The organism is Sedimentibacter sp. MB35-C1, assembly GCF_030913635.1.
Classification (GTDB): Bacteria; Bacillota; Clostridia; order Tissierellales; family Sedimentibacteraceae; genus Sedimentibacter.
Genome location: NZ_CP133188.1, coordinates 1,316,462 through 1,331,901, shown reverse-complemented (window position 1 = coordinate 1,331,901; position 15,440 = coordinate 1,316,462). Strand labels below are relative to the sequence as shown.

The following is a 15,440-nucleotide window of genomic DNA, read 5'->3' as shown; positions in this document are numbered from 1 at the left end:
AATATTATTTTCAATAATTAAAAAATTCATATATAGTAAATTTCATATATTTTATGAAGTACCTCGTCATATCCAATTCTTTGATCTGTCAGCTGCTTTTTGCCATCCACTGTAAAGTTCTTTTCTTTTTTCTTTATCCATTTGAGGTTTAAAACTTTTGCTCATGCTCCAATTCTGGGAAATTTCACCTTTAGATTTCCAGAATCCTACTGCAAGGCCTGCCAGATAAGCCGCCCCCAAAGCTGTTGTTTCTGTAACTTCAGGTTTTTCAATTTTTACATTCAGTATGTCTGATTGAAATTGCATCAAGAAATTATTTGCCGTGGCACCTCCGTCTACCTTTAGTGCTGTTAAATTAATGCCGGAATCGTCAATCATAGCTTCAATAACATCTTTTGTCTGATATGCAATAGATTCCAGTGTAGCCCTTATTATGTGATTTCGATTTGTTCCTCTTGTAAGTCCTATAATTGCACCTCTTGCATACATATCCCAATATGGAGCTCCCAAACCTGTAAATGCCGGAACAACATATATTCCGTTGCTGTCACTGACCTTTTTTGCAAAATATTCAGAATCAGCGGCATCATGTATTATTTTTAATTCGTCTCGCAGCCATTGAATTGCCGCACCGGCAACAAAAATTGAACCCTCTAAGGCATATTCGACTCTTCCACCTATTCCCCATGCAATGGTGGTCACCAGCCCGTTATGAGATTTTACTATTTTTTCACCTGTATTCATGAGCATGAAACAACCTGTTCCATATGTGTTTTTAACCATTCCCTCCTGAAAACAAATCTGACCAAACAATGCTGACTGCTGATCACCTGCGATTCCAGATATAGGTATTCCTATACTGAATACTTCTTTATTTGTTTCTCCGTAAAGTTCCGATGACTGCCTTACATCAGGCAATACCGAAGAAGGTATATTAAGAGCACTTAATATGGTTTCATCCCACTTCAGCTCTTTTATATTATATATCATAGTTCTGGAAGCATTTGAATAATCCGTTATGTGAAGCCTGCCTCCTGTAAGATTCCAAACAAGCCATGTGTCTATTGTTCCAAACAATATATTTCCCTTTTCAGCACTTTCTCTTGCACCCGGCACATTGTCAAGAATCCATTTGATTTTCGTCCCAGAAAAATACGCATCTATTACAAGACCTGTAGTATCATTTATGTAAGGTTCAAGTCCTTCCTTTTTCAACTCATCACATATCTCTGACGTCTGCCTGCTCTGCCATACAATGGCATTGTACACAGGTTTGCCCGTATTCTTATCCCACATTACCGTAGTTTCACGCTGATTTGTTATTCCAATGCATGATATTTCAGATGGATCAATGTTAGCAATTGCCTCTTTAGCAGCATTTAATTGCGTTTCCCAAATTTCTACCGGATCGTGCTCCACCCATCCCGGCTTTGGATATATCTGTCTGAATTCATGCTGAGCTATATTTATTATTGTTCCGTTTCTATCAAAAAGTATGGCTCGAGAACTCGTAGTTCCCTGATCTAGTGCAAGTACATATTTTTTATTCATAGAATCTCCTAAAACAAATATTACTTCAATTATATACTTCAAAATTGAAATAATCAACGAAATAACCAAAAAAGTAATTCATTCAAAGATTATGTAAAATGTTATAAATAATACCGTTTTCTGTAATAAATCATGTATTGATTTTTATTTGACATTAATATATCATTATATAAAGCAACAAAAATAGGAGGATAATATGAAAAAAATTACTTTATTGCTAAGTTTAGTATTAATATTAGCATTAGCACAGGCTACAGCCTTTGCACAAACTACAGATACAATTTCTGTGAGAATAGATTCTGTAGGCGTTGAATTTTCAGAAGATACAGGTATGCCATTCGTAGATGAAAACGGACGAACTCTTGTTCCGTTCAGGAAAGCTCTTGAAGCTTATGGCGCAAATGTTGAATGGGACAATGACAACCGCATTGCCACAGCAGTTAAAGATGATACCACTGTGGAAGTTCCAATTGACCAAGATTACATAATAGTAAACGGAGAACAGAAAGCAAATGACACAGCAGCTAAAATTGTCAACAGCAAGACATACCTTCCCATAAGAGCTGTTGTTGAAGCCTTCGGTTCATCTGTTGAATGGGATCAGAACTTAAAAACAGTCGTTATAGCTACCGAACCTGTTGATGCTGAAACAATCTTAAAAGAAGCTACCAACAAATCATATGACTGGAAAAACTATGATGCCGATATACTGGTAAATATGTCAATACCTGTTGCAGATGATGCTGGAAGTGTTCAATCAGTAGATATGGATATGAAAATGTATATGACTATATTTATGGAGCCGGCATTAAAGGCAAAGATTAATTCAAACATTGTGATGAATGTGATGGATCAAGAAATCACTCAGCCTGTAATGGACATGTACATGGTTTCTGATGATACAACCTTTACTACATATATGGGAATAAAAGACCAAGACGATTCTACCACATGGATGAAATCCGAATATGAAGACGAAATGTTTTCTGGTCTGCTTAAATACAACGCTGAAACAATAAAAGCAAATCAAGAATTATCAGAAAAATACATCAAAGATATAAAATATTTCGGAAAATATGAGGATGAATCAGGCAAGTCAATGCTGAGAATGCAATATACACTTTCAAACGAAATCTTCAAGGATATCTTCGGAGAATATATTGACGAAATGTCTGCTTCAGAAAACGAGCAGGATATATTAACTGCAGAAATGATTAAGGGACTTGCAGATGGAGGAATCGGAGATTTAGTATACATCGTATATATTGACGAAGAGTCAGGTGAAATTGTTAAATATGAAGCTGATTTAGGCAGCCTTGTACTTTCTATGATGGATAATATGACTGCTATGATGGGAGAAGTACCTCAGAGCGAATTGGAAATGTTGAAGCAAATGAAAGCAACAATGCAGATGGAAATAAAAAATATTAATGAAGCAGAGGACTTTGAAATTCCTGAAGAAGCTCTGAATGCAACTGATATATCAGAGATGATGCAGGAACTTGAAGATCAGATTGAAGCTGAAACTGAAACTGATGCTGAAACTGCTGTTGAAACTGAAACTACTGAACCTGAAGAAGATACAATTCAATAAATTTTAAAGCGGGTCACTTAAAAGTACCCGCTTTTTGTTTCCATATTTTTTTAATTTGATAAAGTTATTTTGTATGGTAATATTATTGATATCACTATAATCGGAGTAAAACATGAATAAAATTTTAGTACTCATAATAACTTTAGTATTGTCGGGCTGCTCATTGATATCGTCACCACCGGATACAGATGGAGGAAACGATACTTTTGTTCCGCCGGCAGAAGAACCCGCACAGCAGCCGGAACCTGAAGAACCCGAGAAAGATTCTCAACAGAAAGATACAGGCATTTTTAACAAATACAGACAACAGGCATTAAACATATTAGACTCAATGTCAACAGAAGAAAAAATCGGACAAATGTTCCTTGTTAGATGCCCGGATGAAGAACAACTCGATAATTTTCTTTCAATGAAGCCGGGCGGCTTTATATTGTTTGGAAAAGATTTTTTACAGAAAACAAAAGAACAGGTAACAGAAAATATAAGCTACTATCAGAAAAGCGGCAGCATACCTATGATAATAGGCGTTGATGAAGAGGGAGGAACAGTAGTAAGAGTAAGTTTAAATCCACTTCTTGCCACTGAAAAGTTCAAATCTCCTCAAGAGCTTTATGCAATAGGAGGATTTGAGGAAATAAAAAAAGACGCGAAAGAAAAATCGCAGCTTTTGCTAGACCTTGGAATAAACTTGAATCTGGCTCCTGTTGCTGACGTATCTGAAAACGAATCGGATTTCATAAACTTAAGAACATTAGGAAAAAGTGCTGATGAAACATCTGAGTATGTAATAAACGTGGTCGAAGCCATGAAGGAGACAGGCATATCCTCAACCTTAAAGCACTTCCCAGGATACGGAAACAACACCGATACTCATAACAGTTCGGCGCATGATTCCCGCCCATACGAGCAGTTTATAAAAAGTGATTTTCTTCCCTTCAAAGCCGGAATTGAAGCAGGAGCAGAAAGCATTCTTGTTTCTCACAACATAGTCGAAGCAATAGGTAAAAATCTGCCTGCCTCTCTATCAAAAAATGTCATTGATATCCTGAGAAATGATTTGAATTTTACAGGAATTATAATGACAGATGACCTTTCCATGGGTGCAATAGCACAGCTTAACACTGAGCTGCCCCCTGAAGTTATGGCATTGATGGCCGGAAATGACATGATTATCGTAACTGATTTTGAAAATAGCTTTAATGTGTTATTGAATGCACTAGAAGCAGGCGATGTCTCTAAAGATAGAATCAATGAATCTGTATTGAGAATTCTGCAATGGAAATGTTATATGAATTTAATGTAAAAATCATCTTTGCAAAAAAGTTCTCTGGGAAATGTCAGCATAATGATAGCCATTAGGCTGACCCTTAACTTGCTGCAATATTTATTCGTCATATTTTTCGTTCATATATTCTTTAGTAAGCTTCGCCAGCTTTTGTACAACCTTCAAATTCCCGTTATCCGGCTTGCCTGACATATCTGCTCTTATTAGCTCAAGCATATCGTCAAGACGGTCTTCTCCTACTGAATCTATGAATTTTTTAATTCCGTTTTCTTTTACATTTGAAATAATTTCTTTTATGTAATGATACTTAATAAGTATAGTGACTTCATCTATAAACTTTTCATCATACCCCATCCGTTTAAGTATTTTTTCACTTTTTTCTGCTGATTTTATATGATGTCCATAAAAATGACCTCTTCCCTTAGAATCAATTGTAAAGCACTCAGGCTTGCTTATATCATGAAGCAGAGCTGCCATCCTCAAGTGAAGCTTTGGCTTAATTGAATCAAGAACAGCCATGGTATGATCAAGAACATCTTTATCATGGTAGGGAGTACGCTGATCAAACCCCTTCAGTTCCATCAGCTCAGGAATGACTTCCATAATTTCATTTGTTTCTATAAGTCTATAAATGCCTTTCGAAGGCTTTTCACTCATCAATATATTGTTTAAAAATTTTTTATACATATTTTCTCCTCACATGAAACTTTTTCTATGTAAATTACGTCTATTAATTTAATACTTCATTTATTTATATAATATTAAATATACTACATTAAATTAATTTATTTTTCAACACATACGCTGTCAATTAATTACACTTTATATTTTCCAAAATATAGTATATAATTGAATGAGAAATTTGGGAAGGTGATAAAATGAAAAAATACATCATAGCATTAGCTCTAAGCTCTGTGTTGATAGCACATACATGCAATGTATTCGGAGCTGAATTAAATGCTGCAGGCACTAATGAATTGGAAGATATTTTATTGCAGCAATTAATCCAGTACAATCAAAATTTTGAAATAAAATATAACGGATCATGGGACAGCATAGAGGAAATACTCAAAAATTCAGTTGATAAATATCCTCATATTAACTCTTACGTTAAATCTGTAGGATGGGATGTGACAGGCACAGCCAAGGCAAGTAAAATTGACGTGAATGTGGATTATATTATCACAAGCTCCGAAAGAGCCGAAGCTGACAAGCAAATTAAAAACATTTTATCTGAAATCATAAATCCATCCATGAATGATCATGAAAAGGTTAAGGCCGTTCATGATTACATAGTGCTTCATGGCAAGTATGATGAATCCATGCAGCTGTATTCTGATTATGACCTGCTTACACAGGGGACTTCTGTATGCAACGGCTATGCTCTTTTAACATATAATATGTTAAACGAACTGAATATACCGGTAAAATTGGTTACAGGAACTGCAAATGGAGAACTCCACATTTGGAACATGGTTAAACTTGGAGATTGGTGGTTTCATTTAGACACAACATGGAATGATCCTCTTCCAGATGTAAACAGGGTATCTTACAATTATTATATGCTTACCGACAAAGAAATTCTAAAGGATCACATAATTGACGAAGGCTTAGATTTACCTGAAGCAAGCAAAAGTTACTATGAATATCTTAAAGAATTATCATACAATAAATTATTAATGGAAACAGGACTTGACGTGTATGATGATGTAAATACCGCAAAAACAGAAAAAGATTTGTCTAATATACTTGAATATAAAATTAGCCACAGACCATTAAGAATATCCATAAGAATCAGCAAGTCACTGTCACAAGACACTATTTACAATGCAATGTCAAAACTGCTGAGCAAGCACGACTACATATCGTTGATAAGCTATGGTCAGCTTAACAGCGACAGCACAGGCGAATATTATATTCTAAATTTATACAATACATATAAGGAAACACCTGAAAGCATCGTACATGATTTTAGCAAAAAAATCTATAACACAGCTACTGATTTCAAATTCAACGTGTATGCAATGTATGGAGATAAAAAAACAAACATTACCAAAAATGTGCTTATATATCCGTACGACAGCGATGGTATAAGCATTTACAACGGTACTGTAACATTTAAGAAACCCGGCAGCTACACAATACAATTTGAATATCAGGGAATACAGGAAGCTGTAACAATTACTGCTTTAAATTCTCAGGCGTTTGAATATATAACAGACAAAAAACCAGACAACCCTGTAAATGTAAAAGTATATGATCAATATATAGATTTCAGCTCTATTGATCAATGGCCCTTCATTCAAGATGGAAGAACCCTGGTTCCATTAAGAGCTGTTTTCGAAGTTATGAACTGTGTTGTATCATGGGATAATGAAAAAAGTGCAGCTGTTGTTCAGTATGAGGATAAAACAATAATTATTCCGTCAAACAGCAAATCCGCTTACATCAACGGCGAAGAAAGCACATTGGATGTACCTGCTAGAATAGTCAACGATCGAATTATGGTACCTTTAAGATTTATTAGTGAATCGATTAATAAGACTGTTATATGGGATGATGCAGACAAGACAGTATTAATATATTAAAGGAGAAATTATTATGGCACATTTTAATTATTTTTGGGGACACGGTATAATGTTCAGCCTGTTTCCAATTATATTTTTATTTGTATTCGGGTATATAGTTTATACAATTATTAAAAATATTCAGACAAATATGCACAATAACAAACAGCCCATAATACCTGTAGAAGCGAAAATAATTTCCAAAAGATATGATGTTACAAGCCGCCATCGACACAGGACAGATAATATGAATATGAATCTTCATACAAGCAGAACACTGTACTATGTAACATTTGAACTTACCAACGGCGAACGTATGGAATTTCAAGTTCCGTCCGGAGAGTTTGGAATGCTTGCAGAGGGCGACGTAGGAACGCTTAATTTCCAAGGCACAAGATTTATCAGTTTCACAAGATAATTAAAATAAAAAGAGATGGATTATTTAAAAATAATCCATCTCTTCTGCTATTATTGATTCATTTTTCCTTTTAATACTTCTACTGATTTTTGCAGCTGATTGTCTGTATCATAGTATTCATATCCGTATCCTAACGAATCTTCAGATAATTTTATTTCTATATCAGGCTCTATTCCTATACCGTGAATGTTTATCCCATTTGGAGTAAAGTACTCGGAAACAGTCATTTTAATTCCTTCACCATCACTTCCGAATCTTTGGACTCTCTGTACAATACCCTTGCCAAATGATTTTGTTCCTATAAGAGTTGCTCTTTGGGTATCCTTCATCGCTCCGGCCATAATCTCAGAAGCACTGGCACTTCCCTCGTTTATAAGCATAACAATCGGTATATCCTCAGCATTTGCATCCGATTTAAAATATTCAGTTTCTCCAGATTTAGTCTTAGTGTAGGTCACTATTCCTTCACCCATGAACATATCAGAAATATCAACTGTTGCATCAATTATTCCACCGGGATTATATCTAAGATCAATTACAAGTCCCTTCATACCTTGATTTTTAAGCTCTGCATATGCTGCTTTAAAATCTTCTGCTGTATGCATATCAAATGTTGTTATTCTAATGTAGCCCGTTCCATCCTCAAGCATTGCCTGCTTTATTGTTTTAATTTTAATTTTTTCTCTATTAACAACCACGTCGGAAATATCACTTGTATTATCATCTTTAAGGCGCTGTATTGTCAGAGTTACGCTAGTTCCGGGCTCTCCCTTCATAATACTTACCGCTTCGTCAATTTTGTCAGCAGTAAATTCGGTTCCGTTAATTCCGATAATTTTATCTCCTGTCTTTAGCCCTGCTTTTTCAGCCGGAGTATCTTCAATCGGTGATACTATCATTATTTTATTATCATCACTTGCAGTAATGTATACACCAATACCTTCATATGTACCCTCAGTATCCTGCATAAGTGCTTCAAATTCTTCCTTGGTCATAAACTGCGTATACGGGTCTCCCAAGGCTTTCAGTGTGCCTTCCAATGCTCCTTCAAGCATTTTTCCCTCATCAGCCTCATAAAGGAAATCCCTCTGTGCAATTTTCATTACACTTTCTTGCTTTGCATACTTTTCATATATTTCTTTCATTTCAGTGTATGCTTCATCAGATAAAACTACCCTTTGCCCTACTTCAACTAAAAATACATTTCCCAGTGAAAAAGTCAAAAAAGCAGTTACAAAAAAAACCACGATAATCGTAAGAATATATTTTTTCTTAGATACCATATACTCACTCCTGACAATTAAAGTTAAGCTCAAATTAAACGCTTATAATTATTTATATGCTACGCCGTATTATTTTATCCTATTAAATTAATACAACCTTAAATTGCACATCTGTGTTATTATAGCACAAATTGTTCTAAATAAAAATATTTAGTTTATTATTTTTATATTTAAAGTATGAATTTAAAATAAATATATTTTATTCTGTCTTTATATTTATAGCAATTTATTTATTATAATATTAATTATATAATATTAATTTTTTTGTCCATAAATTAGCATTTAAAATTAAACTGTTGACATCTATGTTTATTATGATACCATTTTTAATATAGATATACAATTAATGGGATTATCTATTAAACAAAAACTATTAAAAAATTAAAGATAGCTTAGTATAGAATATTTGCATATTGGAGAAATATATGAGAATTATTATTTCGCCGGCCAAGAAAATGAAAACTGACACGAATTTTCCGGCTGATGTAAAGTTTCCGCAATTTATTAAGGAAGCAGAGTTACTAGCTGAGCATATTAAATGTCTTAGCTACGAAAAGTTAAAAGAAATATGGAAGTGTAACGATAAAATAGCTGCATTAAATTATCAGCGGTTTCAAAACATGAATTTATACAAAAATCTTACACCTGCTATTCTTTCATATGAAGGAATACAATACAAATATATGTCTCCAGATATATTTAGCAATGAAGAATTCACATACATAGACGAACACCTAAGGATAATGTCAGGCTTTTACGGATTGCTTATGCCTTTTGACGGCATTACACCATACAGATTAGAAATGCAGGCAAGACTGAACACTGAAGAATTAAATTCGCTTTATGATTTTTGGGGACGAAAGCTTGCTGACAGACTATTTTCAGAAAGCAGATGCATTATAAATCTTGCATCCAAGGAATACAGCAGATGCATATCAGATTACCTTGAGCCTGATGTGCAGTTTATCACATGTGTTTTCGGCGAAATTAAAGGTGAAAAAGTTATTGAAAAAGGAACGCAGGTTAAAATGGCCCGAGGGGAAATGGTGCGTTATATGGCAGAAAATAAAGTTACGGATGCACAAGGCATTAAAAATTTTAACAGGCTTAACTATTTATATAAAGAAAAACTATCTGATGACAATACCTATGTTTTTATAAAAGGAGGAAACAACAATGTTGGAAAAAAACACTAAAGCACCAAGCTTTACTTTACCTGACAAGGATGGAAAAGAAGTATCTCTTGAAGATTTTGCCGGCAAAAAAGTAGTATTATACTTTTATCCCAGAGATAACACTCCGGGATGTACAAAACAAGCCTGCGGATTTGCCGGAATGTACGATGAATTTACCGAGCTCGGTGTAACAGTTATAGGAGTAAGCAAAGACAGCATGAAATCACATCAAAAATTCGTGGATAAATATAATCTGCCGTTTATATTACTTTCAGATCCTGAACTCAAAGCCATAACTGCTTATGATGTATGGAAAGAAAAAAAGCTGTACGGAAAAACAAGCATGGGAGTAGTCAGAACAACCTATATAATTGACGAAAATGGAATCATCGAAGATGTAATGCCCAAAGTAAAACCTGACTCAAACGCTAAGGATGTGCTGGAATATCTGAGAAACAGCAAGTAATATTATTAAAATTATTTTTCTTGAAATAAAATAAGCTCCTCTACATTAAACCAGAGGGGCTTATTACTTGTACATGCTTTATTCAAATATGTCCTTGAGCTGATTTGCAACTCTATACAGGTTTCCCATAAGTGCATTCTGCAGATCGCTGTCCATATTTATTTTCCACTGTTCATCAACTTTCGTAAGCTTGATATCAACAGTGTTTACAACCTTCGAGTCTTTGTTATTTTCAATTGCTTGCTCAAAGTGTTCATTAAACATATCTTCGCTTTCTGCTTCACTCTGCTGCTCCCCTAAATTGGAAAAAGCTTGGCTGAACACTTCAGCAAGTGAGTTTTTCATTGCTTCACCCATTACTTTTTCCATATCTATGTTTGTAATGTCCGCTTTCACAACAGCCTCGTTTTCTTTCTCTTCTGAAGATATAATCTTATAATCTAAATTTTCAAATATTTTATTTATGTATTCTGATTCACTGCCGTCGTCCGACTCAACAAGCTCATTATAATTCATGTATTTGCCTAGAGTTTCCTTATCCAATGTCTTAACAGCATCAAGAGCATTCACAGTCGCCTGTTCTGCCGTTTCTCCCTTGCTGCACCCTGTTACCATCAGTAATACCGCTATCAATAAAAAAATTCCTATCTTCTTCACTATATTTCCCCCTCACTTTGTTGGTTCTACAATTATACCATATTTTAGTAATATGTCAAAAGATAAAAAGTCCGGGAAATACCCGGACAAAATAAAGTAATTATATATAATATTAATGCTCCATATCTTCTGCAAGCTTTATCAGCAGAGCTTCTCCATACCTGTAATATTTAAGATACTGCATAGTATTATCATCAAGTCCTGCTCTTTCCTTCACTACCTTTTCTGCTTCCTGCACCGTCATATCATTCACCCACAAAAATTTCAAAATCATCTCTGCCTGTGCCTGCGCTATTTTCCTCAGGTTTTCATCAACTTTTAGAAATGCTTCATCATCGGCATTATCGTGAAAACCGCTCTCAATAAGAAATATATGTTTGCAGTCTGTAGCTCCTGCACCTCGTATAACTCCGTAATAGTTGTATATTTTACCGCTTTCGGTGTATACTCTCGTCTTTGCACCCCTGCTTGAATTTCCCATTACCGAAGAAACATTGTCAGCTAATTGTTGTGCAAATTCAACATCTTGAGGCTTTGAATAATCATAAAACACTTCTACTCCACGTGCCCTGCCGTCACCACTGGCATTGGTATGCTCCGATATAAATAAATCATAACCTGCCGCTTTCTGACCTCTTTCATAGGGATCAGGATTCTGGTCCCATGTACGGGTAAACTCGGTCTGAATTCCTTTATTTTCGAGCATCTCCTTCAGATAAGAAGATATTGTCCATACTCCCTGATATTCGTAATAACCAGTAGGTCCTTTATTGGTATTCCCCGGCGCATGGCCGGGGTCTATGAGTATCTTAATCATCACTGTCACCATCATTCGGTATATTAATCTTGCTGTTGATCAATTTCTCTGTAACAGCCAGACCTTTAATCAAAAAAAATGGAACATTAATACCTATTTCAACTAAATTTTCAAGAATACTTCTTACCTCATTTACGGTCAGGCTGGCTAAAGTAAACCATCCAAACCATGTTAAAAAATCAAGTTCAATATTTAAAAGTTCATTTCCTAAAACTATAAATATATTTGATATCATAAATGCCACCAGGATGAGCACCCAACACCATATTTTTTTTGCTATACCGCTTAGTCCTTTTTCACTGTTTTCAATCTTTAGCTTTCTTGCTTTGCTCCAGCCACTTAACCAATCTATTATATTAAAAACCAAAAACGCAGCAAATAAATACCAAAATTCTCCAAACACTGCTGTCATTATGGTCACCACTACGCCTATCAAAATGTTATATCCTGATATAATTTCCATTGTATATCTGTTTAAATTTTCCATTATTTATTTCACCCCTTAAAAGAGCATTTCATCTCTTATCATATTATATGCCATTATCTTGTACATGCTCTATAGCTGCCGCAATTACCCGAACTCCGGCAACTTATTCATTTAACTTGGCATAATTTAATTTTCTCTATTTTGATATAAGTACTGAGTAATTTGTATGTTTTTCTACTTAATTAAAAAAAGGACCTCTGCTGAGACCCTTTTAATAAATAGTAGATTATTTTTGTTCCCTATATTAACTTATACTGCGGTTTTGCTTCCCCGAACATCCAATATCTCAGATAGTCATCCAAGTATATTGCAGGCAGAGCAAGGAAAAACCATACAACGCTTGTTTGCAGACTTATCTGCCCTAATATATTGAACCTTAAAGTACTATAATCCCAAATATCCAGCTTCAGCCACATATTTAATACCACTCCCGCAATAAACTCTATTACCGTAACAATAAAAGAAGATATAAACATTTGCTTTATAAGCGGAATTTTATACGTATAAAGTTCATTCAAAAGCCCTATACATATAAAGCACAGCCCACCTACCAAAATCATAGCATAATGGCTGTACCCTCTGTAAATTAGCTCTATAAAATAATATATCACACCGCCGTATATAAGCAGTACCGCATACTTAAATATTTTTCTCATGTGCATTACCTCAAGCTTCATTGTAGTCTGTTATTAGACTTTCCAAATCTTCTTGAGTAATACGGTTTTAATTTGAATTAATTAGGAAGCTAAATTTTTCTTTTGTTGCCTATGCCGTTATTAAAGCCCCTCTTATTTCTTGCTTTTCTGTTTCGTTTAATTTAACATAAGATATCAAAATATCTTCAAGCTCTTCACCTCGTGCTAGTTTTATCTTAATTCCTGCTATTAATATTTTCTTTTGAATATCAGTCATTAGATAGCTCCTCCAATCATGTCCGCTAATGTTTCTGTTAACATATCTATGTTTCCATTTGCTACTTGTAATTCATTTTTTAAATTCGTATTTTCTATTTTTAAATTCTCTATTTCTAATAATTCTTCTGTTGCTGTGTTTTGATATTGGATTTGCGCCCACTTGAAAGTTTTATTAACTTTATCATACATTGGGTAATTAATCGCTAGCGGATTGTCTAATACAAATGGTTCGACATAATCCTCTATGATAAAATATTCTAATCCTGTAGGATTGTTTTCGATTATTTCTGGTTCCGCTATTGATAGAATTCTTACTACATTCTTATTACTACATTCAATATTTATTGCTTTTTGCATCCTAATTTTCTCCTATCTTAATCAATATTATTTTTTTTTTCTAATTTATAAACAATTGAACATTTAGAATGTTTCCATTTGAATCACGAATGGTAAATGTATTTCCATAAGGGTTGAATATTAAAAAAATAGTTGATGTACTTGATACCGTAAAAACATATGGTAATATAACTTCAATAACTTTACCATTAGAAGATAGCTCTTTTAAAAAAATACTCCCATTTCCATCAAAAGTTAAATAATTTATATATCTTGTATCCTTTTTCATTAAGCTTAGTAATACAGTTGCAGGAGTTTCTATAAATGATGTAGCTCCTATTTCATCACTATAATGAGGTGTTTCTACTGTTATATCTGATGGTGAATATGTTTTAACTTGTTTTAAAGTTCCTACCTTTCCCCACATATTAACCCCATCTTTTATATTGCTTTCTATAAAATTTGCACTACCTTGAATTGTCTGAGCACCTGATAAATATTGCCCTGCATTTATAACCTGATTTGTTGTTCCAGGTGTATATGTTTGTGCTCCTTTACTTAGTATTGTACCTACTACTTTATTTCCTTTAACATAAGCAATTTTATCTTTCAGTATTTGAGCCGCTGTTGCTGTAGCATCATTTGTAAATGTACCAAGTATACCGCCAACCGTAACTCCTGCTTTTATTACACTTGCTACAAGTCCTGTTATAACAGCTTTAATTTTACCTAAACCGTTATGATACCCCTGCGGAATTGTATATTCTTGAGCCTCTGCTGTAAGGTTTTGATTTACAGCTCCACGATTGGGCATTGTGCCATTGACCAATCCATCATCTGTCCCAATTGTTTTTCCTGACAACACTTCTGAGACTGTTGCTGTTCCATACTCACCCCCTTCACCCAATAATTGAAAATTTAAGCCATTATATACAAGGTTGCATATTTGACCTGCTTTAATATTTCCACTTGATAGAGCATTGCCATTTCCTTTTAAAATTGATTTTGCTCCAATGCTATTAATATTAAGAGTACTTGCTCCTGTATTTGCTTTTGTAAACTTAATTTTAATACTGAAACCTTCTGTTAATGCTGTTATTCCTACAATTGTTGCTGTATAGGTATTTGTTCCGCTTGCCACTGCATAGGCTGTCAAATTATCATTTTGTTCCCTAACCTCATTAACTGCTGCAACTAAATTTGACTTATTCTCTGTTTTAAGACTTTCTAATTTTCCTATTGCTTCGTCTATTATTTCATTGTCACTAACAAAGTCTGTTCTTTTTGGATACTCGTTTCCTTCCCATTTATTGAGCCCCAAGTTTTCTGTTTTTATTTCACTTGGCATTATGCCACCTCCCTGTATGTTTCAAATTCGTCCCATGATAAATCCAACTCATCCCACTCATCAAACGTTTTGTTGTAATTATCAAACTCATTCCATGTTATCCATGTATATTCAAATGAAAACGTCAAATGCGCCGGCTTGATTTCCTCAATAGTAATTGCCAGATCTGATATGTTTGCCGGGATTCCCTTTGCACCTGTAAATTTGATTATAAAGCTGTAGCTTTTAGGGTTTTCAATTACTTCGACCTCGCCGTTGCTGTATGCAGCTGCCGCACTGGCTATCATTTGCTTAGTTACTGTTCCGGTTCCCTGTATTTTTGCTCTTATGCGCTCTCTTCGGAAATCATCAGACTTATTCACATCCACCTGTATGCCATATATTTTTTCATATCTTGACAGTAAAGCGGATGCAGTATTGACAAAGCACTGGTTAATTGTTTCATTTAGGCTGTCTTCAAGATCATTTATATTCTTGCCCAAAATGTTCTGCAGCTCTTCCATAGTCACATTGCCTTTATAATAGTCAGGCAATAATGTCAT

Annotated in this window: 17 protein-coding genes; 6 read left to right on the top strand and 11 right to left on the bottom strand. The window is 34.5% G+C overall.

The window, feature by feature from the left end; all coding sequences use genetic code 11:
- Positions 1-66 precede the first annotated feature (66 nt).
- Positions 67-1,551, bottom strand: a complete 1,485-nt coding sequence (gene glpK / locus RBQ61_RS06295) for a glycerol kinase GlpK (RefSeq protein WP_308139642.1) — start codon at positions 1,549-1,551, stop codon at positions 67-69.
- 196 nt (positions 1,552-1,747) lie between these two features.
- Here glpK and RBQ61_RS06290 point away from each other — a divergent pair, with 196 nt between their 5' ends.
- On the top strand, positions 1,748-3,145 hold the full coding sequence (locus tag RBQ61_RS06290; protein ID WP_308139641.1) for a copper amine oxidase N-terminal domain-containing protein: 1,398 nt from the start codon (positions 1,748-1,750) through the stop codon (positions 3,143-3,145).
- Between the two features lie 112 nt (positions 3,146-3,257).
- Entirely contained in the window at positions 3,258-4,448 is a 1,191-nt protein-coding gene (locus RBQ61_RS06285) for a glycoside hydrolase family 3 N-terminal domain-containing protein (protein WP_308139640.1), read from the top strand.
- A gap of 81 nt (positions 4,449-4,529) precedes the next feature.
- Here RBQ61_RS06285 and RBQ61_RS06280 read toward each other — a convergent pair whose 3' ends face one another.
- The gene (locus RBQ61_RS06280; RefSeq protein ID WP_308139639.1) at positions 4,530-5,117 is read right to left on the bottom strand and encodes an HD domain-containing protein; all 588 of its coding nucleotides are present in this window, start codon (positions 5,115-5,117) and stop codon (positions 4,530-4,532) included.
- 191 nt (positions 5,118-5,308) lie between these two features.
- On the opposite strand from RBQ61_RS06280, the gene RBQ61_RS06275 reads away from it, so the two are divergent.
- Both RBQ61_RS06275 and RBQ61_RS06270 read left to right on the top strand, forming a co-directional pair.
- On the top strand, positions 5,309-7,018 hold the full coding sequence (locus RBQ61_RS06275) for a stalk domain-containing protein (protein WP_308139638.1): 1,710 nt from the start codon (positions 5,309-5,311) through the stop codon (positions 7,016-7,018).
- A gap of 13 nt (positions 7,019-7,031) precedes the next feature.
- Positions 7,032-7,415: a DUF2500 domain-containing protein gene (locus RBQ61_RS06270; protein WP_308139637.1), complete on the top strand. Its 384-nt coding sequence runs from the start codon at positions 7,032-7,034 to the stop codon at positions 7,413-7,415.
- A 50-nt stretch (positions 7,416-7,465) separates the two neighbouring features.
- Here RBQ61_RS06270 and RBQ61_RS06265 read toward each other — a convergent pair whose 3' ends face one another.
- Positions 7,466-8,698 carry a S41 family peptidase gene (locus RBQ61_RS06265; protein ID WP_308139636.1) on the bottom strand — a complete coding sequence of 411 codons (1,233 nt, stop codon included), beginning with the start codon at positions 8,696-8,698 and terminating at the stop codon, positions 7,466-7,468.
- 425 nt (positions 8,699-9,123) lie between these two features.
- Between RBQ61_RS06265 and yaaA the strand changes: the two genes are divergently transcribed.
- A complete protein-coding gene (yaaA, locus tag RBQ61_RS06260; protein ID WP_308139635.1) occupies positions 9,124-9,894 on the top strand; it encodes a peroxide stress protein YaaA in 771 nt (256 codons plus the stop codon).
- On the top strand, positions 9,875-10,339 hold the full coding sequence (gene bcp / locus RBQ61_RS06255) for a thioredoxin-dependent thiol peroxidase (RefSeq protein ID WP_308139634.1): 465 nt from the start codon (positions 9,875-9,877) through the stop codon (positions 10,337-10,339). The genes yaaA and bcp overlap by 20 nt, the downstream gene beginning before the upstream one ends.
- 78 nt (positions 10,340-10,417) lie before the next feature.
- Here bcp and RBQ61_RS06250 read toward each other — a convergent pair whose 3' ends face one another.
- The 8 genes from RBQ61_RS06250 to RBQ61_RS06215 form a co-directional block, all read right to left on the bottom strand.
- Positions 10,418-10,996 carry a hypothetical protein gene (locus RBQ61_RS06250; RefSeq protein ID WP_308139633.1) on the bottom strand — a complete coding sequence of 193 codons (579 nt, stop codon included), beginning with the start codon at positions 10,994-10,996 and terminating at the stop codon, positions 10,418-10,420.
- A gap of 112 nt (positions 10,997-11,108) precedes the next feature.
- Positions 11,109-11,828: an N-acetylmuramoyl-L-alanine amidase gene (locus RBQ61_RS06245; protein WP_308139632.1), complete on the bottom strand. Its 720-nt coding sequence runs from the start codon at positions 11,826-11,828 to the stop codon at positions 11,109-11,111.
- Positions 11,806-12,300 carry a phage holin family protein gene (locus tag RBQ61_RS06240; RefSeq protein WP_308139631.1) on the bottom strand — a complete coding sequence of 165 codons (495 nt, stop codon included), beginning with the start codon at positions 12,298-12,300 and terminating at the stop codon, positions 11,806-11,808. The genes RBQ61_RS06245 and RBQ61_RS06240 overlap by 23 nt, the downstream gene beginning before the upstream one ends.
- Positions 12,301-12,539: 239 nt before the next feature.
- The gene (locus RBQ61_RS06235) at positions 12,540-12,956 is read right to left on the bottom strand and encodes a hypothetical protein (protein WP_308139630.1); all 417 of its coding nucleotides are present in this window, start codon (positions 12,954-12,956) and stop codon (positions 12,540-12,542) included.
- 109 nt (positions 12,957-13,065) lie between these two features.
- On the bottom strand, positions 13,066-13,212 hold the full coding sequence (locus tag RBQ61_RS06230) for a hypothetical protein (RefSeq protein WP_308139629.1): 147 nt from the start codon (positions 13,210-13,212) through the stop codon (positions 13,066-13,068).
- On the bottom strand, positions 13,212-13,571 hold the full coding sequence (locus RBQ61_RS06225) for a hypothetical protein (protein ID WP_308139628.1): 360 nt from the start codon (positions 13,569-13,571) through the stop codon (positions 13,212-13,214). The genes RBQ61_RS06230 and RBQ61_RS06225 overlap by 1 nt, the downstream gene beginning before the upstream one ends.
- 40 nt (positions 13,572-13,611) lie before the next feature.
- Positions 13,612-14,898 carry a phage tail protein gene (locus tag RBQ61_RS06220; RefSeq protein ID WP_308139627.1) on the bottom strand — a complete coding sequence of 429 codons (1,287 nt, stop codon included), beginning with the start codon at positions 14,896-14,898 and terminating at the stop codon, positions 13,612-13,614.
- Positions 14,898-15,440, bottom strand: coding sequence for a putative phage tail protein (locus RBQ61_RS06215; protein ID WP_308140093.1), 543 nt, complete (start codon positions 15,438-15,440; stop codon positions 14,898-14,900). The genes RBQ61_RS06220 and RBQ61_RS06215 overlap by 1 nt, the downstream gene beginning before the upstream one ends.